Origin of the sequence: Treponema parvum (assembly GCF_017893965.1) — a bacterium.
Taxonomy (GTDB): Bacteria; Spirochaetota; Spirochaetia; order Treponematales; family Treponemataceae; genus Treponema_D; species Treponema_D parvum.
This window is the reverse complement of sequence record NZ_CP054142.1, coordinates 1,385,099-1,408,991: the sequence shown is the minus strand read 5'-3', so window position 1 is coordinate 1,408,991 and position 23,893 is coordinate 1,385,099. Positions and strand designations below refer to the sequence as shown.

The 23,893-nt window shown below is 40.0% G+C and carries 17 protein-coding genes; 5 read left to right on the top strand and 12 right to left on the bottom strand.

The window, feature by feature from the left end; genetic code table 11:
- Window positions 1-4 precede the first annotated feature (4 nt).
- From HRQ91_RS06240 to HRQ91_RS06220, 5 genes are read left to right on the top strand one after another with little or no spacing between them, the layout of a single operon-like run.
- Complete coding sequence (locus HRQ91_RS06240; RefSeq protein WP_210118781.1) at window positions 5-616, top strand: V-type ATP synthase subunit D; 612 nt, start codon at window positions 5-7, stop codon at window positions 614-616.
- Entirely contained in the window at window positions 613-2,529 is a 1,917-nt protein-coding gene (locus tag HRQ91_RS06235) for a V-type ATP synthase subunit I (RefSeq protein WP_210118780.1), read from the top strand. The genes HRQ91_RS06240 and HRQ91_RS06235 overlap by 4 nt, the downstream gene beginning before the upstream one ends.
- Before the next feature lie 26 nt (window positions 2,530-2,555).
- Entirely contained in the window at window positions 2,556-2,978 is a 423-nt protein-coding gene (locus HRQ91_RS06230) for a V-type ATP synthase subunit K (RefSeq protein ID WP_210118779.1), read from the top strand.
- Between the two features lie 3 nt (window positions 2,979-2,981).
- A complete protein-coding gene (ispG, locus tag HRQ91_RS06225; protein ID WP_210118778.1) occupies window positions 2,982-4,076 on the top strand; it encodes a (E)-4-hydroxy-3-methylbut-2-enyl-diphosphate synthase in 1,095 nt (364 codons plus the stop codon).
- Window positions 4,073-5,173, top strand: a complete 1,101-nt coding sequence (locus HRQ91_RS06220; RefSeq protein ID WP_210118777.1) for a tetratricopeptide repeat protein — start codon at window positions 4,073-4,075, stop codon at window positions 5,171-5,173. Before ispG ends, HRQ91_RS06220 begins: the two co-directional genes overlap by 4 nt.
- Window positions 5,174-5,266: 93 nt before the next feature.
- On the opposite strand, the gene HRQ91_RS06215 is transcribed toward HRQ91_RS06220, so the two are convergent.
- The 12 genes from HRQ91_RS06215 to HRQ91_RS06160 all read right to left on the bottom strand — a co-directional run bounded on the left by HRQ91_RS06215 (window position 5,267) and on the right by HRQ91_RS06160 (window position 23,876).
- A complete protein-coding gene (locus tag HRQ91_RS06215; RefSeq protein ID WP_210118776.1) occupies window positions 5,267-6,853 on the bottom strand; it encodes a hypothetical protein in 1,587 nt (528 codons plus the stop codon).
- On the bottom strand, window positions 6,853-8,271 hold the full coding sequence (gene wbaP / locus HRQ91_RS06210) for an undecaprenyl-phosphate galactose phosphotransferase WbaP (RefSeq protein WP_210118775.1): 1,419 nt from the start codon (window positions 8,269-8,271) through the stop codon (window positions 6,853-6,855). Before wbaP ends, HRQ91_RS06215 begins: the two co-directional genes overlap by 1 nt.
- Window positions 8,272-8,587: 316 nt before the next feature.
- Window positions 8,588-9,697, bottom strand: a complete 1,110-nt coding sequence (locus HRQ91_RS06205; RefSeq protein ID WP_210118774.1) for a glycosyltransferase family 4 protein — start codon at window positions 9,695-9,697, stop codon at window positions 8,588-8,590.
- On the bottom strand, window positions 9,694-10,830 hold the full coding sequence (locus HRQ91_RS06200) for a glycosyltransferase (RefSeq protein ID WP_210118773.1): 1,137 nt from the start codon (window positions 10,828-10,830) through the stop codon (window positions 9,694-9,696). Before HRQ91_RS06200 ends, HRQ91_RS06205 begins: the two co-directional genes overlap by 4 nt.
- Window positions 10,831-10,865: 35 nt before the next feature.
- Window positions 10,866-12,701: a 2-aminoethylphosphonate aminotransferase gene (locus HRQ91_RS06195; RefSeq protein ID WP_210118772.1), complete on the bottom strand. Its 1,836-nt coding sequence runs from the start codon at window positions 12,699-12,701 to the stop codon at window positions 10,866-10,868.
- A complete protein-coding gene (gene aepY, locus HRQ91_RS06190; protein ID WP_210120747.1) occupies window positions 12,694-13,821 on the bottom strand; it encodes a phosphonopyruvate decarboxylase in 1,128 nt (375 codons plus the stop codon). The genes HRQ91_RS06195 and aepY overlap by 8 nt, the downstream gene beginning before the upstream one ends.
- A 58-nt stretch (window positions 13,822-13,879) precedes the next feature.
- Window positions 13,880-15,181, bottom strand: coding sequence for a phosphoenolpyruvate mutase (aepX, locus tag HRQ91_RS06185; RefSeq protein ID WP_210118771.1), 1,302 nt, complete (start codon window positions 15,179-15,181; stop codon window positions 13,880-13,882).
- Window positions 15,182-15,268: 87 nt separating this feature from the next.
- On the bottom strand, window positions 15,269-16,537 hold the full coding sequence (locus tag HRQ91_RS06180; RefSeq protein ID WP_210118770.1) for a CDP-glycerol glycerophosphotransferase family protein: 1,269 nt from the start codon (window positions 16,535-16,537) through the stop codon (window positions 15,269-15,271).
- Complete coding sequence (yidC, locus tag HRQ91_RS06175) at window positions 16,534-19,242, bottom strand: membrane protein insertase YidC (RefSeq protein ID WP_210118769.1); 2,709 nt, start codon at window positions 19,240-19,242, stop codon at window positions 16,534-16,536. Before yidC ends, HRQ91_RS06180 begins: the two co-directional genes overlap by 4 nt.
- 83 nt (window positions 19,243-19,325) lie before the next feature.
- The gene (locus HRQ91_RS06170) at window positions 19,326-20,384 is read right to left on the bottom strand and encodes a glycosyltransferase family 4 protein (protein WP_210118768.1); all 1,059 of its coding nucleotides are present in this window, start codon (window positions 20,382-20,384) and stop codon (window positions 19,326-19,328) included.
- A gap of 38 nt (window positions 20,385-20,422) precedes the next feature.
- Window positions 20,423-22,171, bottom strand: a complete 1,749-nt coding sequence (locus HRQ91_RS06165) for a glucosyltransferase domain-containing protein (protein WP_210118767.1) — start codon at window positions 22,169-22,171, stop codon at window positions 20,423-20,425.
- A gap of 82 nt (window positions 22,172-22,253) precedes the next feature.
- A complete protein-coding gene (locus HRQ91_RS06160; RefSeq protein ID WP_210118766.1) occupies window positions 22,254-23,876 on the bottom strand; it encodes a glucosyltransferase domain-containing protein in 1,623 nt (540 codons plus the stop codon).
- Between the last annotated feature and the right edge of the window lie 17 nt (window positions 23,877-23,893).

The following is a 23,893-nucleotide window of genomic DNA, read 5'->3' as shown; positions in this document are numbered from 1 at the left end:
ATCCATGGCTAAAATAAAGCTGACAAAAAACGAGCAAAAAGCCCAAAAAGATGCGCTTAAAATGTACGAGCGGTATCTTCCGACTTTAACTCTAAAAAAACAACAGCTTCAGACCGAAATAAGAACGATCGACGCTCGCGCCAGACAAGTGCGCGAAAAGCGAGAAGCCCTCGAAAGGGAATTTAATGAATGGATCGCCGTATTCGGTGAAGCGGACGTTTTTAGGCCTGAAACGGTAACCGTAAAGAATATTCGTAAAGGATACGGCAATATAGCCGGAGTTTCCATCCCGATCTATGAAGGGGCGGACTTCGGACGGGGTGACTACGATCTGTTTGAAACTCCTTTGTGGATAGACCTCGCCGCAGACCGCATGGAAAAAGTGCTCTCTCTCGACTTGGAAGCCGACGTGCTTGACGAGCAGGTACGACTGCTTTCCAAGGAGCTGAGAACAACAACTCAAAGAGTAAATCTTTTTGAAAAGGTTATGATTCCGGAAACGAAGGCCAACATAAAAAAGATAAGCGTTTACCTAGGTGACCAGCAAGTTGCTGCCGTAGTCCGAAGTAAAATTTCAAAGAAAAAACTGCAAGCTGTCGGAGGAGAGACAAAATGATAGTTGAAATGAAAAAAGTCTCTCTTGTAATGCTGAAAAAAGAACAGGAAAAAGCTTTAAAAAAACTTCGCTCTGTCGGAGTTTTGCATCTTGAAGAGCTTGAAGGAAGCGGAGAAAGGTTTACGCAGTTAAGAACTTCGTTTGAACTGTGCAGAAATGCCGTTGGAATTTTATCCGAAGTAAAACTGCCAAAAAAAGCGGGGTCGGTAGAACATACTCTTTCCGATGAAAAACTCAAGCTTCTAAGCGCTGAAATTACCGAAGGCGCCGAAAAGAAAAAGTCTCTTTCCGAGCTTGTAAGCCAAAGCGAAGCCGAACTTGACAGGCTTGCATCGTGGGGAGAGGTGGATCCTTCGGATTTTGATTATCTTTCGGAAAAAGGAATTTATCTTTCGCCTTATGAAATTCCTCAGGACAAATGGAATTTAATAGACAAGGATGTAAAAACTTTAACCGTAAACCGTGATAAAAACAGGATAAGGTTTTTATTTGTCGGCGACGAAAAGAGTGACGAGCGTCCTTCAGGCCTTCCGCCTGAAGCTTATGCCGTTCCCATGCCTTCGATGTCGACTAAAAACTTAAAAATGCAGATCGAGTCGTCAAAAAAACAGATAGCGGCCATTGAAGCTGAAGAAGTCAAAAAAGCGGTGTATGTTTTTGCACTAAAAAAATACGGCGCGCGATTGCAGCAGGAAATGGAATTCGAAACCGTAGTTTCCGGCATGGGTAAAGAGGACGACAATACCAACGGTGTTCCTTTGGCATGGGTTTCGGGCTTTGCGCCCGTTGACAGCATCGATACGCTTAAAAAGACCGCCGCAAAGGAAAATTGGGCGCTTTCCGTTACGGAGCCGGAATCTGACGACATGGTTCCTACGAAGCTTAAAAACAATAAATTGGTAAGTTTAATTTATCCTTTGACCGACTTTTTGGGAACCGTGCCCGGATATTACGAATATGATATTTCAGGCTGGTTTTTGCTGTTTTTTACCGTCTTTTTCGGAATGATTTTCGGAGACGCAGGCTACGGTCTTTTGCTTACCGCTTCCGCATTGATAGGAATATTTATTTCGCTTGCGAAGAAAAAAAGAGTGGATCCGTTTTTAGGACTTTTGCTCTTGGTAAGCCTTGCGACCGTCGCTTGGGGAACGGTAACGTGTACGTGGTTCGGTCTGCGTATGGATCAAATTCCCGATGTGCTTAAGAATTTGTCTGTAAAACCGCTTTCGAACGCTTTCGTTTCCGATTATTCGGGAAAAAAGGGCGTAACTACGGTTACTCAAAACCTTCAGATATTCTGCTTTTCCATAGCCGTCCTGCAGCTTTCGTTAGCGCACGTAAAGTCGATGATAAAAAACATCCGGTCTCTGAAGTTTTTTGGAGACTTGGGCTCCATGCTCATGATATGGGGAATGTTTTATGTCGTCCTTTCGATGGTTGTGGACGCAAAGATATTCGGTTTCGACAGGGAATTCTACGGTATTCCTTTGGGGCTTTCATCGGTATGTGCCGTGGGCGTAGGATTTGCCTTGAGCTTTGTATTTTCCAACTATGCCGGAAATATTTTGGAGTCGGTATTGGAGAGCGTAAAAAACATTATCTCCGTATTGCTCGGCGTCGTAAACGTCTTTTCGGATATAGTTTCTTACATACGCTTGTGGGCAGTAGCTCTTGCAGGTTCTGCCATATCCGCGACTGTAAATCAGATGGCGGGCCCCATGTGGGGAAAACTCAGCATGGTCGTCTTTTTTCTGATACTTTTAGTGTTCGGACACGGCCTCAATATGGTCTTAAATGTACTTTCGGTAATCGTTCACGGCGTGCGCTTAAATACGTTGGAGTTTTCAACACATTTGGGCATGTCGTGGTCGGGATTTAAATATGCGCCGTTCAGTGAGACGGCAATCAAATAACCGCTTTTGCGGACAGGAGAAAATTTATGAATTTTGGAATGCTTGGAGCTGCTGTTTGTATGGGAATTGCCGCTTTCGGTTCGGCGATGGGTATTGGAATTTCAGGCCGTTCGGCCATCGGTGCGTGGAAACGCTGCTATTTGAATAATAAACCGGCTCCCTTTATTTTAACCGTCTTTGCGGGCGCACCGCTTACGCAGACGATCTACGGTTTTTTGCTCATGCAGACTATGATGTCTTCGCAAAAAGATCCCTGGTTTTTGCTGGGGCTCGGTTTTGCTTCAGGCCTTGCGATGAGCGCTTCCGCAATCGCACAGGGACAGGCCGGAGCCGCGGGTTCCGACGCTCTCGGTGAAACCGGAAAGGGCTTTGCACAGTACATTATGGTAGTCGGTCTTTGCGAAACCGTCGCTTTGTTCGCAATGGTGTTCTCAATGATCGTCTGTTAAAATATGTTTAAATCTCCCCGCCGTGTTGTCATAGGCGGCATGGGAATTACAAAGTCGATGGAAATAGGGGGAACCGCTCCCGTTTCCGTCCAAACGATGTGGAAAGAGGGCATCGCCGATATAAACGAAGACGGCGGCGCCCTTGATTCGTTGATACGACGTATAGAAATTTTACAATCCCTCGGCTGCGATATTTTGCGTTTTGCTGTTCCCGACATAAAAAGCGCCGAAGCCTTATGCCTTATCGCTTCAAAAACTTCAATGCCGCTTGTGGCGGATATTCATTTTGACTACCGCTTGGCGCTGGAGTGCCTTAAAGGAAACGTTGCGGCGATCCGCATAAATCCCGGAAATATAGGCAGCCGCAGCAATGTGGAAAAAGTCGTCGAAGGCTGCAGATGTAAGGGAGTTGCAATCCGCATAGGTGTCAACAGCGGAAGCATCCCCAAAGATTTGGAAGAAAAGGTTGAAAAAGGCGCTGTGAGCCGTGCCGAAGCGCTTTCGGAAGCGGCTGCGCGCGAAGCGGCCGTATTTGACGAGCTTAATTTTTACAATGTTGTCGTAAGCATGAAGGCTTCTTCCGTAAAAGAAACCGTTCAATCAAACGAAATATTCGCGTCAAAGTACGACATTCCGCTGCACATAGGAGTTACGGAAGCCGGCCCTCTCATCGTGGGAATTGTAAAAAGCACGATGGCGTTTTCCGCTCTTTTAAACGAAGGAATAGGAAGTACGATCAGAGTGAGCCTTTCTTCATCTCCGGAAAATGAAATTATCGCGGGAAAGCAGATCTTAAAGGAATGCGGTAAGCGGCCAGGCGGAGTGGAACTTGTTTCTTGCCCGCGCTGCGGACGCGTAGGCTTTGACGTTCACGCCTTTGTGGCGCGCTGGCAAAACGAACTTCTTTCGATGCAAAAGGACGTTACTGTCGCCGTCATGGGATGCATAGTAAACGGTCCCGGAGAGGGCAAACATGCCGACCTAGGTATCGCGGGAGCTGGAAACAAGGTTATAATTTTCAAACACGGAAAAATAGTGCGAACGATCGACGCAAAAGATGCCGATAAGGTATTCAGAGAGGAATTGGAATCCCTGTGAAAAATGCAAAAATAATATGGTTCGTCTTTTTTTCTTTACCGGTCTGTTTCGTTTATTCTCAAAATTTAAAAAAGCCTGAAAAAAAAGATTATCTTTTTCTCATGGAAGCCCAAAGCAAGTACGACGCGCTTGATTACGGAGGAGCTTTAAAGGACACCGTTGAAGCGAAAAAAATTAGAAAAGAGCTTTCCGACTGGCGGATTTTTACGTTAAAAAAAGCTCTGTCGCCTGCCGCCGTAAGAAAAGCGGGAGACCTCATAAGCGACGTGCTCCCGGTGTTGGAATCAAGAAATGAAAAGAACGCCGTAGATATCATAAATTCTCTTATCGAAATAAAGTCCTTGAATTTTTTTAATAATTCCGTAAACCGTCTTATAGAATACGTTTCCGAATCTAAGGCTTATCCTGAAGCGGACTATCTTTGCGGCAGAATATATCAAATTGAAGGCGAATATAGGATAGCTATGCAGTTTTACGATTCCGCCGTAAAAAATGCGTCTTTTCTTGATATTTATTCGGTAAAATACGATATCCTATACAATATGGCCGATATTGCCTTTCAACAGGGGAACGCCGACGAATACGAAACTTATCTTTTAGCGATTCTTGCGGACGATAACGAGCACTACAAAAATAAGACGTTTAAGACGGCCGTCCTCAGGACGATAGGACTGAAGACGGAAAAAGAACCGCTTAAAAAATTTTTTGAACTCTACCGTGCCGAAAGCCGCTATTTTTACCGAGCGTATTATCTGCTTTCGGAATTTTATGATAAAAATGGGGATTCGGAAAACGCGCTTTTTATTTCCGCGTTGGGAAGTTTAAGCGTTTTTACGCGCTTATATGAAATAATAAAACAGCGCGATCCTCAATACACTTACGCAGGCCCGGCGGACCTTTTTTCAAGAATGCCGCTCTGGGACGACGTCGACGTTTGGGCAAAAGACAATAATATTTGGGACATGTTTTTTAATTTTATTCAGCTGGCAAAAAAAAGAGGCAGCGACCTGTTTGCGGTTCAGTTTTTAAATGTCATAAAAGAATCCGCGCCTGAAAAGTATTGGCGGGACAGGGCGGCGACGCTCCTAGCTGAATGAATTTTGACAGCATTCTGCAGGGCGCAAAACTGACCGTTCGGCGTTATGGCTGCGGCGTTCGGCGGGTTTGCAAAACACCGCGCCACTTGCCCGTCAATAGTGAAGGCCTACGCCTATTTCGATTTCGTATTTTGAAACTTCCTTTCGCCAATCCTTGTTTATGTAACTTGACGGAACTATAATCCGGCCGAGGTCGATTCCCGCGCTTGCACGCACGACAAGACTTCTCCATTTTTGGGGGAATACTAAAAATTCCAAACCGCCGGCATAGAATCCGTCCTTAAACCAAAGATGCGTGTTCGTGGCCTTGTTTCTGAGCAATGCGAAATCAAAGAAAGGCGCTATCTGCAATTCACAGTCGAATACGCGCAAGAAATGCAGATGCTTTGAATCGCTGAAGTTAAACGTAAGTATATGAAACGGCATATCCATGTTTACTACGATGGCGCTGTCCGGACGCGTCGCATAGTGAGAGTCGATTTCAGGATCTCCGGTAGAATATTTTTGATCGTCCTTTATTCCTCTTAGCCTTCCGCCTATCTTAGTTGTGCTGTTTTTGCTGGCAAAGGCATATGCATCCATGTTCATTCCGAGATATTTAAAGGCTAAAAATATTTTGGCCTCGCCTGAAACGAACGGAACTATGTCGTAACGCTGGGTATTGTAACCGATATATTGGTCGAATTTTAGTGAAAGCCCGTGGCGGAAATTTCCGTACCAGTTCACGCGCTCCGTCGAAAGTCCGTGACCGATTTTGTAAAATGGACTTGATAGATCGTCGTTGTCCTTGTCGATTCCGTCAGTGTCCCAGTTGTATGTTGCGGATATCAGGGGCGTATAGTAGACCTTGCCCCAGTTGTCTATTTCATGCAAGGTTATGGGAATGGCAAATTCCGCATATTCAGTATAGTAAAACTCGTCGCCATATTTTATATAATCAAAATCGTGCGCCGTAGATTGTTTGAACGTCCAATCGAGAGAAAACTTGTCGAAGGGCAGGCTTAAGACTATTCCCGTGGAAACATTCCATTCGGGCATATCTTCGCCCACCGTAAACGATACTGCCCACGAATTTATCCATTTTGCTTTAAATACTCCTGCCGGGAAGGGAATGCCGAAATCCGCAGAAAGTCCAAAAACATAGTCTTTGCCTCTGTCTTCGTTATCGGTTTCAATGGCGAACGATATGTCGCCGGACAATTCTTCCATGGAGCCTAAAAAATTCGTATCTTTTACTTTGAGCTTTATAGTCGTTCCGCTGTTGGAATTGTATTTGGGATAAGGGACTAATAAGAAGTGATGGGAATCAACCGTAGTAACCGTTATGTGCACCAAATAAAGACCTTCTTGTTCCGGCATCGTGTTTTGCATTCCAGCATCATCGCCATTCGCTTCTTTATCGTTCGGCAGACTTTTAGCTGGCGCCGTAATAGTAAAATCCAGCGTTGCAGATTCGAAAATTCGTTCGTTGTAAAATCTTTGCTGCAAATCGCGAAAATAACTCATAAATTCCTGTTCGGAAGTGAAAACGCGTTTTTTATCTATTTTTATATTCTCTTCGATGGAATATTTCCATGTTGCTCCTGTGATATTGTATGTTACCGTTTCGATTTTATACTGCTGTGCAAAAACGCCCGAAAAAGTCAGCAAGGCCGAGAAAACAAGGAATTTAAGTTTCATCAATAAGCACCTTTACCTCTGAGCACTACCCAAATTGTTTTTATAATTATCCAGATGTCAAGCCATACTGACCAGTTTTGTATATAGTAGGTGTCGAGTGTTATGCGCTCTTCATAGCCCGTGTCGGACCTTCCCGAAATTTGCCACATACCGGAAAGTCCCGGTTTTACCGAGAGAATAAAATCTGAAAATTTTCCGTATTTACCGAGTTCGGATTCCGTTACGGGACGCGGGCCGACAAAGCTCATTTCTCCGAATAATATATTCCACAGTTGAGGAATTTCATCAAGGCTTGACCGTCTTAAAAATTTACCCAGTTTTGTTACACGCGGATCGTTTGTGAATTTTCTGTCTTTTTCCCATTCAAGGCGCATTTCAGGACTTTCGGCAAGGATCTTGTCAAGCATCTTGTCGGCGTTCATAACCATCGAACGGAATTTCCAGCATTTGATTTCCTTTCCGTCTTTTCCGACTCTCTTGTGCCCGTAAAAAACAGGTCCTTTGGACGTAAATTTCACCGCCAGGCCTATTATCAGCGTAAGCGGGATCACCAGCGGCGACGACACTATCAGCAAAAAAATGTCTATGGCGCGTTTAGCGAGCAGACATTCGGGCTTTGTCAGATTATGTGTGATCGAAAAACCCAAAATGCCGCCGAGTTCCCGTGCGTGCATATTTCCGATGATGGGTTGGACTTTAGGTAGATATATGGTGTAACGGTAGTTTGTCCTTATGTCGGGCGTTTCATCGGTATAATCGCACAGTATGGCTACTTTTATTCCGAGTTCTCGGATCATCTGCTTTACTTCATCGGAATTTGAAAAGATAGGGACGCCTTTAAAACTCTGTCCTTGTCTTGCTTCACTGTTTATTATTACAGCCGGTTTATAGCCGAAATTCGGACATTTTAAAAGCCTGGATACCACAAAATCGCCGCTGTCTCCGGAAGCGTAAATCACGGCGGGAACTCCCCACCAAGCCCTCTTTGCAAACATGTGACGCGACAATTCGCGCATGGCGGGAAGCAAAAAAGCCGCCACAGGAGCTGCTAAGATCAACGCGATGATGATTGCGGTTCTCTCGTCGGATTCTACCGAAATCGACAAGGCGATGCCTATAAAGCTGAAAGTAGAGCATATGGCAAGATGACGCACTTCGTCGGCAGGATTGAGCATTATACCCGGATACAGGTTTGCAAAATAAAAGACAATAAGTATGAACGGAAGATAAATAGAATATGTGACGAACGAGCGGAAATTTATCAGGGAATGATTTACGGCGTTTATTATAAAAAAAGTAGTGCATATGCAAAGCATGATCGTGATGCAGTCAACGATCATGAGCGCTATTCCTGAGGAAAATGAACTTGTCCATCTGTATTTTTGATGAAATATTGCCTTGTATTCGTCCGTTGTCATAAAATCCTATTGGTTACCTCTAAAAACTGCAGTTTTTAGAGGTAACTGCCGCTCATGAGCCGGTAAAACACGATGTTGTAACTCGCGATAATACAGTAAGTTACAACTCGTCGAAATCTCGAAAAAAAAATCGCTAAAGGCGAGTTTTTCGAGATGCTCTATTATATCTATTATACAAAAAAATAGATAAGTGTCTAGTTTTTTATAGACCGGCCGTAGTTGATGACGACCGTAAACCGGTATTAGAAAATGCAGAGATTAATAAAGCTATTTGTCACGTTGCCCTAATCCGCAAGCGGATTTTGAGCGCAGCGACTTATAAGTTTTTGCAGATCGTGTTTAAGATTATATCGGCGGTGTTTTTATATGAATATATGTTTTCAGGGAGCTTTGGAACTTCGTCGTTTAAGTGAAGAACGATCTGTTTTGAAAGATCTTCTGCGTCCCCGCATTTAAAAAATATCACGGGAAAATCTTTATATATTTCTTTAAACACGGGAATATCCGAAATTACGGCGTTCGTCCCGCAGCACAGGGCTTCGAGCGGCGGAATGCCGAATCCTTCGTAAAAAGAAGGCTGAACGAGCAGTTTAGCTTTCTTATACTGTTTTTTTAACTTTGAATTATTGATTTTTCCGGTAAACGTGACTGAACCGTCGGTAATATCCTGAAATCTTTCGATGATTTCTTTATCGCCGGTTCTGAAATTCTCCGCGTTTCCCACGATCATCAGATTCAAATCCTTTATTTGCTTTTTCGCCTGTGAATATGCTTCAAGCAAAACCGAAAGGCCCTTGTGTTTTTTTATATTGCCCACAAATAAGATCGTATTTTCGTCTTTGAGGGACTTTGACGTTTGACTTTGATCTTCGGTCTGCTTTTGATCCTCTTCCGGCAGTTCGGGCACATCTTCATCGTCTTTTAAAACCCACGCAGGAAGGCCGTTATAACCGACTATTATGTTTTTTTTGCAATGCAATCGGTATAAGATTCTGTCTTTTGAAAATTCCGATACGGTAAAAACAGCTTTTGACAGCCTTATCGCGCGCTTGTAGATAAATTTGCGCATAAGATTTCCAAGAGGAGAAGAAAGGCCTTTTACGTCCAAAAAAACCACGTCGTGAATGGTGGAATAGATCGGAATTTTTATTCCCGAAGGAATATTGCAGTATGGCGTATAGTAGGCGTCGCACGAATTTATTTTGTCAAGGACATCTTTAGGAAATGAAAAGAATTCCGCAAATGAAAACGGTCTTACGTCGCAAAAGCAAAATTCTACGTTCTGTTTACGCAAAAACGCCGTGCATTGCTCGTGAGTTCCCAAAAGCAGGCATTGGTCTTTTTTAAGAAAATAGGGAATAAGTTCGCTTACATAAGTGCCGATTCCACCGGAATCGATCATACGGCAATCTATTGCAAGCCTCATTTAAAAACTCCGTTTTTGCATTCGCCTGCCGGATAAAATTCCGATAGAATTTCATTTAAAGTCTGTTCCATCTGTTTTCTAAAGCGTTCTTCGGAAAACGACGCCGCATGTTCGTAAACGGATTTTTGATCGTAAAACGCGCCCAGTTTTTCAAAGCGCCCTATTGCGTCGACAAGGCTTTTTTCTTCTTGCCGGTCGAAAAAAATTCCGGTTTTTCCGTCTATCACGGTTTCCAGCGCGCCGCCCTTGCCGTACGCGATTACCGGACGTCCGCAGGCCTGCGCTTCAACGGGAATTATCCCGAAATCTTCTTCCGCACAAAAGATGAGCGCCTTGCACCTTTGCAGATAATTTTTAACTTCTTCGTCGCTTATCCTGCCGGTAAATATTATGTCGGCGTTTCCGTTTGCCAGAGTTTTAAGACTTTTTTCGCCGCTTCCGCTTCCTATGACGACAAGTTTTCGCTTAAGGCGTATACATGCGGATATAGCAAGATCTACGCGCTTATACGGAACGAAGCGCGAAAAAACTACGTAAAAATCTTCGCTTTCTTTGTAATTAGGCGACAGCCGCTGCGTGTCCACCGGAGGATAGATTACTTTAGCGTCTCGTCCCCAAAATTTTTTTATTCTTCGCGCTATATAATTTGAATTTGCAATTACGCTGTCTATTCTTTGAGCGGAAATAAAATCCCACATGCGGATATCGGGCATCCATCTGTCCATAAAAAAACGCGTAACGCGGCCGCTTCGCTTTTTGTAATCGAAAAACAAATCCCAGGCATAGCGCATGGGAGTGTGCACGTAAGCCACGTGAGGAACCGAAGGAGGCGTTATCACTCCTTTGGCACAAGAAGAAGAACTGCACAAGACTAGGTCATAGGATGAAAGATCGAACGATTCGAATGCCTTGGGCATGAGAGAAAGGAGTTTTGTATAAATTTTTGTCGCCATCGGAAATTTCTGTATAAACGATGTGTGGACTTTTTCAGGAGGAAAAATCTTTGCCATCTTTTTTTTGTCATAAACAAGGGTGTAGATGTCCGCTTGTGGATAGATTTTCAAGAATGACTCTACGACGCGTTCGGCTCCGCCGTAATTTACAAGCCAGTCATGTACTATGGCGACTTTCATATCCTATTAAACCTCGATCTCTCCTAAAACTCAGATCAGCAAACGCCTATGCCGTGCATGTAATCGCGCAGTATTCCCGTAAAATGCTGCATCTCTTGGGGCCTTATGTCGCCCATATTTGCAATGCGGAACGTCGTAATATTTCCTAATTTTCCCGGATAGATCGTAAAGCCGAAACTCTTTGCATAATCGTGAAGTGCGTCAAAACTGTATTCCTTTTTATCGGGAATCAGTATCGCCGTGATGAAATGCGATTGAAATTCTTCTTTTACGAGCATTTTCAATCCGATTTCTTTGAGCGCTTTTACAAGGATTTTCCAACATTCCGTATAGCGTTTAAATCGGTTTTCTATGGTTTCTATCTTCGTTTCTATAATCGCTTGGCGCAGCGCATAGAAGGTCTGTACCGGAGGAGTAAATCTCGTCTGTTTTGTCTCTTCAAAATACTTATACTGATCGTAGAGATTAAAATAGTAGTTTCTCATCGGATAGTCTTTTTGTTTTTCCAATTCCGTTTTTTTGCAGATTACAAATCCTATCCCGGCCATGCCCTGTATGTGTTTGTTTGACGTTGAAGCCATAAAATCTATGCCCAATTTTTCCAAATCCATAGGCATGCCGCCGTAAGCGCTTACAGCGTCGACAATGGTTATCATATTGTATTTTTTTGCAAGCGGGCAGATAAGGTCAACCCTGTTTAAAAGCCCCGTCGTAGTTTCGTGATATACCATTGCGAACGCCGCGTATTTACCGGTCTTAAACTCGTTTTCGAGCTTAGGAATATCGATCGGTTCGTATGTGGAACTTTTAAATACCGTAGTGTCGATACCGTAGATTTTTGCGATCTTCGCCATCCGCTCGCCGTAAGAACCGTTGTCCACTATGAGTAATTTTTTTCCGGGAGGAACGCAGGAAGATATCATAGCCTCGTCAGCCCCAGTACCCGAACAGCCGAACATAATAGTCGCGTATTCGTCGGGAGAAGCGACAAAGCTTGTCAGATCGAATGCCGTCTGTTCCATAAGGTTCCCGAATTCCATTTCTCTCGGGCAAATGTCAGGAACAACCTGAGCGTATTTTACGCTGTCTGTCGTCGTAGACGGACCGGGATTAAGAAGGACTTCCCGTCGGACACGCGTGACGGATTCGTTTTCTTTTATTCGAGGATAAACTAGATTTAAGGCGCGGGAAAGCATTTCTTCGTCGTCGATTTCTATCCACGCATAGTATTCAAGTTTTTTTACATAGATATCGCATTCTTTTGCAACGGCGTTCATGACGTTTTCATAGTCGATTTTAGGCATGTCGGCATGATGCGCTTTCGCATAGTTTACCATAGCGTCAAGCGCCTGTTTTGAAAGCTTTGTAATTCCTACAAGCTCGGCTCCCGCGTCGGGCATTGAATTCTTATCCTTGCTTACATTTGTGAGAATACGGTTCTCGTCATATGAAAGATACACTTCGTCGCCGCTGCCTGTCTTTCCAGAAGCCAGAACGACGTTTTTGCGCTCGTCGTTTATCAGGGCAAAAAGGCCTGCAGCGTCGTACACGAGATCGCTTTCCAACAGCAAAAAATCCCCTTTAACATACGGAGCGCATACTTCGAGCGTTCCCATGCTGCTTGTGTTTGCATAATTTTCATTTCGGAAAGTTTTTATGCAAGAGTATTTTTTTGCAAGTTCGTCATACCACTGATTGCAGTGTCCCGTTCCTATGATTATCTCTTCGACTCCCGCTCTTATGAGTTTCTGCACGGAGCGTTCCACCATAGGGACGCCTTCTATTTCTATAAATCCCTTAGGCATTTCTTTTGTGCGTCCGCCGAAGCGTTCGCCTAAACCGCCCGCGACTATTACAGCCTGTTTAATCATATAAAAACTCCATAAATGCTTTTTTATTTTCTTCTGGTGTAGAAGTAGGGCGTCCCAGATTTGAACGGGCTCCCTTGTGTACTTTTATTTCGATAAACGAAAGTTTGTTTTTTATCTCAGGATTTAAAAGGATCTTTTTTAATTCTTCAGGTGTAGAAATCGACGCCGTATATTCATATCCTGCAGCTTTTGCGATCCGACATAAGTCGATTTTTAACGCGACGGTCGGCTGTCCGCCTACCGAATCATGAGCGCCGTTGTTCAATACTATGTGCGTAAAATTTTTCACCCCTATAGTGCCGATCGTTGTCATTCCTCCCATATGCATGAGGCTCGCGCCGTCTCCGTCAAGACAATAGATTTTTCGATTAGGTTTTTGCATTGCGATTGAAAGGGCGATCTGTGAAGCGTGCCCCATACTGCCTACCGTTAAAAAATCGGTTTTATGGCTCATGCCGTGTTTTTCCCTAAGCTCAAACAACTCCCGGCTTGCCATCCCTGTAGTGGAAACGAAGGCGGATCCCGGCTCGCAATTGAGCATGATAAGTTCTATCGCTTCTTCTCTGCTAAGTTCGGCTTGTACCGGGGCGTCGTTTTTAAGTTTATACGCATCGAAAGTGTTTTTTTTGACCACAAAGGCGAAGGGGGCGTTATGCGATCTTACGTAATTGTAACATTCGGAAATTTGGGATTTAAGCTCGCCTTCGTCGGCGGTTAAAATGACGTAAGGAATCTTCATCGCTTCAAGAAGCGGAATGGTAACCTTTCCCTGTTTTATATGCTGGGGTTCGTCGTGTACGCCGGGCTCGCCTCTCCAGCCGACGACAAGGACGACAGGAACGGAATAAACTTCAGGATCCATCAAGGATAAAAGAGGATTGACCGTGTTCCCCAATCCGGAATTTTGCATATAGATGAGAGGAATTTTTCCGGTTGCAAAATGGTAACCTGCGGCAAGTCCTGTTGCGCACCCTTCGTTTGCAGCGATTATGTGGTTGTTTTTCTGAGTATTATCCGTCACGTAAGCGCAAAAATTTTTTAAAAGCGAATCGGGAACTCCCGTAAAAAAATCGGTTCCGTTAGCTTTAAGTTCATTATAAAATAATTCCGGTCTTATCATCTTATCACCCAAATCAATGTTTTATTCGCGAGGACGTTTAACTGACGCCCTGCACGGTTTATTTTGTTCCCGGTATGAGCTCCAAAATGCTTTTTATCGACATACACATCTGATCGACTTCAAGGGAACGTTCCGCTTTAAGGATGGTTTCGGCGCAGTTTTTCATTGCAGGATAGGCGGCTCGTAACATGTGGTTTGCGTAGATGACCACATTTGCACCCCACGATGCAAGCTCGTTTTCAGTAAACTGATTATATGACGTAGGCACCAAAACTATGGGAACATTTTTATACTCCGCTCTGAATTTTTCACAGAAAGTTTTTATGTCCTGTCCGGATTTGTCGCGGCTGTGTATCATTATTCCGTCCGCACCCGCACGGACGCTGGCGAAGGCTCTTTTAAGGGCTTCTTCAATGCTGCGTCCTGCTATAAGCTCTTCGACTCTTGCGATTATCATAAAATCTTTTGTTATCTGCGCTTTTTTACCCTCTGAAATTTTGCGGCAGAATTCCTGCTCGTCTTCAAGCTCCTGCTTTACTTCGGTACCGAAAAGGGAATTCTTTTTTAAACCGGCCTTGTCTTCGATTATCACCGCGGAAATACCGTTTCTTTCCAGTGTTCGTACCGTAAACACAAAGTGTTCGGTAATACCGCCTGTATCTCCGTCATAGATTATGGGCTTCGTCGTACACTCAAGTATGTCGGTAAGATCTTGAAGGCGAGTCGTAAGATCCACAGCTTCGATGTCAGGTTTGCCCTTGTTTGTCGAATCGGTAAGGCTCGAAGACCACATTCCGTCAAAGCGGTGAATGCCGTCTTCTTTTTCTACGGCCGCATTTTCAATTATAAGCCCGCTCAAACCCGAATGCGCTTCCATTATGCGCACTGTTTTTTTTGCCGCTATGAGACGCCGTAGCGACTTTAATCTTATTTCAGGCGTAGTTCCTATCGTATTTGCGTTTTCTACAAGGGCGGAAGAATTTATTCCTTTAGTGTAAGGAATTTCAATTACTTGCCCGTTCCATTCCTTCATAACGTCAAAAACATCGTCTCGGATTTTGCTTAAATAGTTCGATTTCCAGTCGTCTCCGTGGATTATGAAATCCGGCTTTAGTTTTTTAAGATTCGGAACGTAACTCCAGTCCTCTTGCGGAACAACTTTTGAAACGCCTTTTAAATTTTCGACAACCTGTTTTCGCTGCTCGTATGTGAGGTAGGGTAAACGTTTGTGTGAAACTATTGCCGAATCGGTCAGAAGTCCTACTATGAGATCCCCGTGTTTGGCTCCTTCGTTTATTATATTGATTATTCCGGGGTGAATTATATCGCCTGTCATTCCAAGATATACTGTTTTGCTCATTTGCACTCTCCTGTTCAAAATTCATGGCCGTAGAAAATTATAGCATAGAATCGTAAGATTTATCCTTATGACAGGCACATGCGGCCTTCATTTAGGGCCTTTATTTTTGTCATCGGATGATAGATTTTCGGTTACCGTATTTATCATAAAATCCACGATGTTTTTGCCCGCTTCGCCCGTATGCATCCACGCAGCCGCCTTCGCTTCTTTTCTCGCTGCCGAAAGCTCAGGGCTGTCGCATACTTGTTTTATGATCCGCTCGATATTGTCCAAATCTTTTTCTTCAAGCTTTATTCCCATCTTTTCAAGCATTCGGAATTGCCACAGCGGTTTGTGCAAGTCCCATGCGTCGTAAGGACGTAAGTCGATATCCGAAGACGCATAGATGACCGGTTTATTGCATAAAAAAGTATAGTCGAATATGATCCCCGAAAAATCGGAAATCATTATGTCGGCCTTTTTCAAAGAATATATGTTGTCGCCGTTATAGTCCCATTCAAGATTTTTGCTGTTCTTGTAGCGGTCTTCAAGATCTTTAAGCATTTTAGCCTCGGATTTTTTTGACTGCGGGTGCGGACGCACTATTATTCTCCAGCCGGTTTTTACAAGCGGATCCAAAAGCCTTTGTCCGTATCTGGATAAAACGCCTACGCTCCCCCATGACGGAGAAACAAGCACCGTAAACCTGTGATCTTTTTCTTCTTCGATAGAAGCCATCTTTGAAGAAAGCACGTCAAGATAAGAGCATCCAACCGTTACGAGTTCTTTTGGCGGCAAGCCTCGCTGCTTTTCAAGGCTTCTTATGTCGTCTTTTTGATAATTCCCCGTGAGAAGGACGGAATCAAAGTAATCCAGCCCGAATAAACGGTAAGTAGTCGCATCGTTAGGCATGTGCAGAACATGCGAATAATGTCTTACTTTTTTGCTGCGCTTTAATTGATATACCTGCAGTCCGGGCGTGGTCATGAGAACAATTCCGGCTGAAAGCATATTCAGTTTTACAAAAGCTAAATTTCCTTCCCCAATAAATTCAGGCCTTATAAATTTATAACTTTGTTCAAAACAAGGATCTTTTTCTGCAGAAGTGTAATAAGTAAGTTCAATTTCACGTCTTTCAAATTCATCACAGACAGGCTTAAAGACATTCCAATACTGAATTCCTTCATTGTATATGACATATTTTTTTAATTTTGAATCTATATTTGTAGAAAGTCCCTTTTTCCCTGCTGAAAAAACAAGCTTAAATTTTAACCAAATAGCCTTCCCTAAAAAAAATAACGTTGCAGCTGCACCTACCAATATAGAAAATAGCATTGACCCCGTACCTGGGTCTATATAAAGCAATAAATATATCATTTTGATGGAGTCTCCTTTAGCCAATTTTCATCTCTAAATATATCGTCTTTAACTCTATACCAAGAATCTTTATCTACAGTAAAAATATATTTGCTTTTGCTGTGATGAGGCATAAACATGTCATCTGTCGTAACAAGAACTCCGTCTTTTTTTGCATCTGATGATATTTTATTATGAGTAAAAGGATTTATCGGATTTTCTACGACATCTTTTAAAAGAAACTCGATTGTGTCTGCATTTGTCATAAATGTCATATCGGTTTTTAACTTTCCTGTAGCATTAAAATCTTTTACAAGGAAGAGCGGATTTAGATGATCTTTTGGATAGCCGTTTACATCTGGGATGTCATAATCTTTTGTACGTCTTGCTCCATAGCCAATTCCGTGATCTGCAACTATTACAATCTTGGTATTGTCGTAAACACCGTTTTCTTTTAATGCAGAAAACCATCTTCCCAATGCTTCAAGGGAAACAACATCTATAGCGTAACAATCATCATCTTTTGTTTTTACAGAAAGAGTTTTTTCGTCAGTTAAGTTCATATACGAAATGTCTTGACCTGTATGTGTTGTTTCATTTGTCATAACGATTAAATTATCTTTTTCGTTTGAAAAATCCGTAAGCTGAGGCAAGTAATGAAGAATCGCATACCAATCGACAAACAAATCTACGTCGCTGGTAGCCTCATTTGCCCACCATGAACCTTTGTAATATACGACAGGCCTAATAATTGCAGGCGAAGTTCTAAATAGACTCACCCAAAAAAGATTTCGTTTTAATCCGTTCGAAAGAGATCCTGTTTTTGCAGAACCCAAAAATTGTTTTTTAAAATTTCCTGTATATCTTCCGCGTAATTTATAGCCTTGGATATTTTCTTTTCCTTCAAATATTCTCATATCGGAATAGTAACTGTAATTTGACCAAGATAAATCCGTTAGAGTTGCATTGAAATTTGCTTGTTTTGTCAGAATCCTCGGCAATACTTGCAACGCTTCGTTGTGTTTTTCTTTTAATGGTACATCTGAGCGTTTATTCATCTCATACGGTGTATATTCATAACCGCCGTAGACTGAAGGAGCGCCCATAAAAGTGTGTCCATTGCACGATAAAGCGTTTCTATAGAAAGTAAATCCACTGTAAATATCATACAATTCTGGTCTGTCATGCAAAATATCTTCAAAATAAGAACTTTCCGCTCTGTCCAGCATTACAAGCACTAGATTTTTACCGGTTTTTGAAAAATGAAATTTTGTAGATAAATCACTTTCTTCTTTGCCGTTTTTTGATGCAACGATTTTTGAATATTCGGCATACGCTTTTTTTATTTTTGTGATATTTATTGTTGAAAGTGCAACGAAAGAAAAGAGCGCAATTAAAGTCAAAGAATTTACAATTTTTATTTTTTTAAATTTGAATAAACCAATGATTATCATAGCAGTAAAAAGGATAACTACCGTATTTGCAATCATAAATAGTTTTGATGGGTTATTCATGCCGCCTATAAATTTTAAGGTTATGTCCATTGAGCCATAATTTCCATTAAAAGCAAAGGCGTTTAGAATCGCACAAGAAAGTGCAATCGCAAAAAAACAGGCTATAATCGACTGCAATTTTTTCCCAAAAAGAAAATAAATACAAGCTGGCCAAAATATGAAAAGTCCCGCAGCCTGCCAAAATGACCAATTAAAATAAATCGTAGGCGAAGCCAATTTTCCTACATTTGAAAATTCCTGAGTTGAAGAAGATACCAAAGAAGAAGGTAAAACAAGACCTGCTAAAACCGTAAGCGCAAGAGACGAAAATAAAAATAGATTCAATCTAAGTTTTTTATTTTCTACGAGAGTTGAAAGAGGGTAAGACAAAAACCATTTTACAGCCTTTAGATACAAAGGTATTGGCAAAAGCATGAGCATAGGAATTACCGCTTTTAAACGCTTTTGCATATTTGCTCCGCCGTCGTAAATAAAAAGAACATAAACAGCAATAAGAAGAATTCCCGCTACAGCGCAATAATAAAGAACTTTTAAAGGATTTTTTAACTTATAGAAGATATTTTTAACAAGAGAAAACACATTATTCATAGTCCAATAAAGAACTAATCCGGCAGGACTTGAATACAAGATTACAAGAAAAACCAATGCCATGCCATAAATTTGGATTTTCTCTTTTATAGGAAAGCCCTTTGTATAGATTGCACCGGCGATTATGTTTATAACAGTCATCGCTATAGGAAGTATATTTACTGGAAAGTTTCCAATATGAAAAATTGCATCTTGGCTTCCCATATTCGCGATGAATAAAAAAGATTTTCCTTGCAAGGCTGGCATCTTAGAAAGACAGGAATACGCTGCCATAAAAAAAGGAATCTGGATTAAAAGCCCAAAACTTGAACGCAAAGCCATAAGCGGATGGTAGTGATTTTGACGGTAAAATGTGCTCAAAATCATATATTGCTCATCGCCTTTGAAAGTCTTTTTTATGCGGTCTATGCCGGGTTTTAATTTTTTTTGAACATCACGCTCAATTTGCTGCCAGTGTTCTGCAACTATATACAATGGAAGACACAAGAGGGTTACCGTAAAGCTTACACCGATAACAGCGATTCCGGTATTATCAAAAAGTTTGTCAAAAATGCGGAAAGCGATTCCAATTACTTGAACCAATGGATACAAAACAAGAGTATACAAAATATTTGAGAAAGACATATATGTTTAAATCTCCAGAAAATATTGACCGTTATAACACAATAATTTTTTTTGTTCAACATCGATAAAACCAGCATTTTATCTCACTGGTTACATTCCTTAAGTATCCCATACAATTTTTTAGCAGAGTTTTTATAAGTGTAATGTTCTAAAATCGTTTTTGGAGAAGAAACTGGCTGTGCTAAAATCTCTTCCAGCGAAATATCGCAATTTTGAGGATTTATATAGTGCGCTGTTTTCCCGTAAATTTCTGGCAGGCAAGAGGCTTTTGAAACTACAATTTGTGCGCCAACAGAAAGCGCTTCAAGTGGGGGAATCCCAAAACCTTCATAATAACTTGGAAAGATAAACGCCTTGCATTTTTTCATCAGAGCTTTTACTTCTCCGTCCGAAACATAACCGAGCAGCACTACGTTTGGCAATGTTTGCAAGTCTTTTATATCGTTGCTCTGCATTCCGGAAACGATTTTTCCAGAAACGGCAAATAACTCGTTTGGATGATTTTTTGCATATTTAGCAATCCACTTTAAATTTTTTCGTTTTTGAAGGCTTCCCAAGGTAAAATAAAATTCTTTTTCGCTTAATTTTGGGAATTTTTCGAGGACGGATTTATCTTCATCTATATTTTTAAAATGATCCCATCCGTTTGGAACTACAGAAATTTCATCTTTATCGACATTGTAAACTTCTGCAATTTGATTTTTGCTGAATTCGCTTACTGTCATAAGTTTTTTTGCGTGTTTTATGGCGTGTCTGTACATAAGGCACATATATGTTTTTATTAGTTTTTCTTTAAAAGAAGTAAAATCCTTAGGAAAAACTTTTGCGTAAATATCGTGAATAAAAACAAGCCCTGGAGTAAAAAACGGAGTTACATTTGCAAAATCAAGCGGAATAAAACCATTTTTTTTAAGAAAAACAGAAAAAGTGATATGATCCCAAATCGGAAAACTTTTGCAATTTTTTTTGGAATAAATGCATTTTATGTTTTTATATTCAACTTTTGTTTTTGCATTCTTTGGAATGCAGATTGCAATTTCATCTTTTAAGGCAAGCTCATCGAGATTTTTACATATTTCAAAAGCAAAGCGCTCTATGCCGGTTAAACTTCGGCACAGAAAAGAACCGTTAATCAGTATCATTTTTATTCCTAGGTTATTTTTTTATGGAAACAAACACATCATCCTTCTATGTTTCTTGTTCTTATAACTTTAAAATGAGGATTTTTAAATGTGATAAGGTACTTGTTGTTTTTCCCTTGAATTTTATTGTATTGATTATCAACCAAAACTGGTAAATCATCTTTTCTAAAATCGGTATTTGTTCCGGCCTTTAATTCGCAAAAATTGTAAGACTGTAATACGAATTCTGAAGGTCTATGAGGAGTTAAACCGATGTCAATTAATTCTTTTGCAACTGGATAAACTTCAATAAGATTTTGAACTGTCCTTGAATGACCTATATCTGATACAAATAAAAGTTCAACATCTTTGTCTGTGTCTTCAATAACTTCAGAAAGGTCTTTCAATAAAAGCGTTGTCCTAAAATGTATATAGTCTTTTTGATCTGCTTGTGCATTTCCATATGCAAATGAAAAAGCAAACAAGCACCATGAAAGACAAAAAGTTAGTATTTTTGAAAGGTTTAAAAATTTATTTGAAGTTGAATTTTTATTAGATAATACTATTACAGATAGACAGCCAATAAAGACTCCAATTCCTATAAATGCTCTTGCTGAATATAGAGGTTTTTCTAAAGCAAGATACGAGCCAAAGGTAAAAGGTATCGCGATAATCAGTATGAGGACAGAAAGAAAACTTGAAAATAAGCGATTGATATTTGTATTAATAAAAGAGTGAACAATAAAAAGAACAAAAACTGCCATTGAAAAGTAGAGAATTGGAGTTCCAGCCAACTGCGATAAAAGATTTTTTATATAAGTTATTGTATTTGGAATAAGGCAAGAGATATTTATCGCTTCATCTGCGTAGACTTCGTAATCCGGTTTTGGAATGAAAATTTTTGAAAAAACAAAAAGCGTTAATCCATAGCACAATATGCATATAAGTGTTGTTTTTAGAATTTCCTGCACTGGCTTTTTATCTTGTGTCCACATCGTAAAAACACAAAGCATCGACATAAAAATATATATTCCAGAAGCGGATTGGTATGAAGTACACATAAAAAATAAACACAAAACAGAAATCGTGATGAAAGTCGTTTTATCCTCAATAAATAAGAAAGGTACTATGCTGACTAAAACTGCAAAAGCCATGTAAGGAGAATCGTATCTGTAGGATAGATTTGAAAGAAAGTATGGAAACAATCCCACAGGCAAAGACGCTATACACGAAAAATAAGTGAATTTTTTATTGAATATGTGGATTATGAAGAATGAGGCTAGGGCAACAAAAAAAGATGCAATCACTTGGGTTAGAGGTGCTATATCAATCAATTGCTTTGATGTGTGAATGAATATAGAGCCGATTTCAGAAATATATCTGTACCAATTCATCCAGTCTCGTGAACCTTCGATTTGTCTTGCAAGGTCATCAATCGCCTTGTTCCAAAAATTTGCCCTAAATATTGTTATATAACCAAACAGATATAAAAGAAAAATTGTAAAAAGATACTTTTTATCATCTTTAATCAAATCTAATATTTTTTTGAATGATTCTATATTGTGTTCAAAGATTTTTCTGCCTTTTTGCGTAAACAGAACTGCATTTATAGCCAATATCGTAAATATTATGCATATCGCAAACGCAAACATCTGTTTCATCCAAAAAGAATCGTGTATATCATCATGTTTTAGTTTTTCTACAAACAAAACCGCCAAATGCTGAATTTGAGGAAAAAGACAAGGAATAAGCGCTAATATTATGAGGCTAGAAAAAATTAAGGTGATGATTTTATTTTGTTTTTTCATATTTTCTCCAATTTTCGATTGTTTAATTTTTTATAAACTAATTTTTAGGCCTGCTTTTAATATTATAATGAGTTCTCCAATACTATTTTTTTAGATTTACAACAAAGTGATTATCTTTTCCATATAAATCGTGATAATAAGATTCTTTTAATAAGGGGAGTTTTTCTTTTGAATTTTCTTGCTCCGAAACTAAATTGAATTTATATAGATATTCATCATTCCAAGATGAATTTGGCGAAGGTTGATTTTCTAAAAGCAGATTTATTATTGGGTATTGCTTTACGGCGACGTCTAATGCTTGGCAGTAATCTGTGGATTTTCCTTTGAACGATATGTAAACATCGCCTTCTTTTATATATTCATTCATATCGTTGATGATAAGCTGAAACCTAAAGTCAGAATACTCTTTTTGATGCGAAAGACAATTTCCATAAGCATATAAAAAGGTTATGCAACCGTATATTACAAAATGAGTTGGAATTGAAAATATATATTTATTCTTTACTGAAAGATTTGAACAGAGTATGTTTTCCACACAAAAATATAAAATTAAGGCGATAAACATGTTAAAACCCATAAAAACTCTCGGGGCGAGCAAAGGTTTTTTTAATATCATATATGGGCCAAGCGAAAGTATAAATGCAGTTGCAATAAACACAATGGAAACCGCTGCAAAAATAAATTTATTTATTTTTGAGTTTTTTATTGAAAATACATAGTAGATTATTGCAGAACAAATTATAAATACCTTTAACCAAATACCGCCCACATTATTTGCAACAATCAAAACATAATTTTTAATATTTTGAGGAATCACCTGTATTGAAATCGAAGTTGAAAAATAATTTTCTTCTGTAGCGGGTACAAAATATTTTGGATCAGAAGAACAATCGAATAGCAATTTATAGATTAGAAGAGCAATCGTAAACGAAATTACAGAACTAAGAATGAATTTTATCACTTCTTTTATGTTTTCATTTTTCTTTATTTTGTTCAAACTTATAAAGATTACAAGCATTATATAAACAGATGTTGCCGCTTGATAGCTCATGCATGAAAGCACTAAAAATACAATTGATAAATATATGAATGAGATTTTATCATCTTTAAATAAAAATGGTATTAAGGTAAAAAATACTGCAAGAGTCATGTATATGTTATCAAATCTGTAAGAAAAACATTGTGAAAAAAAAGGTGATATAAAAAGGAATGTCAGTGGAAATGATTTTGCAATTTTTATCTTATTATCTAAGATTAAGATTAAAATCATCAATGAAAAACTCATTATGAGTATTGAAAAGAATTGAGTTAGGGGTGCTACATCTACCAAAGGAAAAGATGTGTGAATAAAAACTGAAAAAAACTGGGACACATATCTGCCAAAGGAAATCCATGAGGTTTTGTCGTCACCAATCAGCCTTGCTTTGTCGTCTGCATAATAAAAGTCAGAATCTATAATTTTATAATAAGCGATAAAAAAGAAAACTGTAAAAAAAAGAATAAAGGCGATAAGATCTGATTTTTTTAACTTTGAAAAAATGTTGAAAAATATTTGCTTTATTTTTTCTGCAGTTTTAAGACCTAAGGTAAAAAAGTTATTAAAAATAAAAATTGCACAGGAAAAAACAGGTATGTGCAATATACCTTTTAAAATTCTTGACCATTTTTGGGGGTCTCGTAAATTTCTGCCAATAACCTTATCCATCGACTCTATTATAAGAC